Here is a 1,477-nt window from a genome sequence, read left to right as displayed (position 1 = left end):
AGAAGAATGTATTAACATTCTCCAGCAATTCAAAGTTAGAAGCGGGAGTGGTATTAAGTCGATGATGGCCGAATTATTAAAACTCGGACTGTCCAAGGTGATAGTAACGTGCGGCGAAGAGGGCGCCTATTACTATGATGGTTATGAATTCTATCACCAACCCGTTATCTCAACTAAGGTAAAAAATACCACCGGTGCTGGCGATGCTTTTAATTCGGGATTTTTAAGTGGTTTATTTATTTATTCCGGCTTTGTCAAAAAAGCTCTACTCTTAGGGGCTCGTAATGCCGCGGCTATTCTACAAACATATGGCGCTCATGAGGGTGGGCTAAGTAAGAGAGATTTATGAAAAAAAAATTATTAGTACCAATTGAAATATCGGCTCGTCATGTACACTTGTGTCAAAATGATTTTGTGCGATTATTTGGTAAGCGGCAAAAATTTAAAAAAATAAAAAACCTCAGTCAATCTGGTGAATTCGTTTCTCAACAAACAGTTGATTTATATCATCATGGTTATAGTTTAAAAAAAGTTCGCGTGGTGGGACCATGGCGCGAGCAGACACAGGTTGAGCTCAGCGTGACTGATTGTTGGCATTTGCGGATTAAGCCAGTCTTACGTTTGTCTGGTGAGCTATCGCAGACGACAGGAATACTTTTGAAATATAAAAATAAGGAAGTAGTTTTGCTACGTGGCGTAATCGTGGCTAAGCGTCATTGGCATTTATCGACGAAATTAGCACAACAGTACGGCTTATTAAATAAGAAAAAAGTTTGTGCCCGTGTTAGTGGTGAACGCGGTGGTATTATTGATAATATTATCATACGTCATGCTGATAATTATCATTCTCATATACATTTGGACACTGATGAGGCGAATGCTTGGGGATTATTAGCTAATGCGAAAGTGGAAATTATTTTATGAAGAATAATATTTTAATATTTAATGTTGGTAGTAGTAGTTTGCGGGTTGGGTTATATCAAAAAGATTCAGCAGCTAAGTATTTTTTTTCCGTAACTAATATTAATAGTTCTCATCCAATATTTAAATCAGAACAAAAATCATTTACTTTGTCTAAAAAAATTAGTCATTTGCAAGCATGGTTACTAATTAAAAAAGAATTAGATTTTTATAAACAATCTAATTTTTCGCTGGTAGCACATCGGATCGTTTATGGTGATCCGGGCGATCAATATGGTGCAATTATTACCGATACGAAATTTAAAAAGCTCTCAAAGTATGTAGAGCTAGCACCTTTACACCAAGGATCAGCATTACAAATAATACAATGGTTCAAAACCAAGATGCCAAAACTAAAGCAGATAGCTTTTTTTGATACAACTTTTTTTAATCAACTATCAGCGTCAGAAAAAACGCTACCCTTGGCCCGGGCCATAAGAAAGATGGGCGTTGAACGTCGGGGGTTTCATGGCCTGTCACACCATAATTGTTTGCAACAAGTAAGTAAACAAGAAAA

The 1,477-nt window shown here is 36.7% G+C and carries 3 protein-coding genes; all 3 read left to right on the top strand.

Annotated features, from left to right (window positions below; translation table 11 throughout):
- Positions 1 to 10 precede the first annotated feature (10 nt).
- On the top strand, positions 11 to 349 hold the full coding sequence (locus COX77_03530) for a hypothetical protein (protein PIZ98751.1): 339 nt from the start codon (positions 11 to 13) through the stop codon (positions 347 to 349).
- A complete protein-coding gene (locus COX77_03525) occupies positions 346 to 924 on the top strand; it encodes a propanediol utilization protein (protein PIZ98750.1) in 579 nt (192 codons plus the stop codon). Before COX77_03530 ends, COX77_03525 begins: the two co-directional genes overlap by 4 nt.
- The coding region (locus tag COX77_03520) for a hypothetical protein (protein ID PIZ98749.1) at positions 921 to 1,477 on the top strand (557 nt) is incomplete at its 3' end. The genes COX77_03525 and COX77_03520, both read left to right, overlap by 4 nt.

It is taken from the genome of Candidatus Komeilibacteria bacterium CG_4_10_14_0_2_um_filter_37_10 (genome assembly GCA_002793075.1).
Classification (GTDB): Bacteria; Patescibacteriota; Patescibacteriia; order UBA1558; family UBA1558; genus UM-FILTER-37-10.
This window is presented reverse-complemented; position numbering and strand designations above follow the sequence as displayed.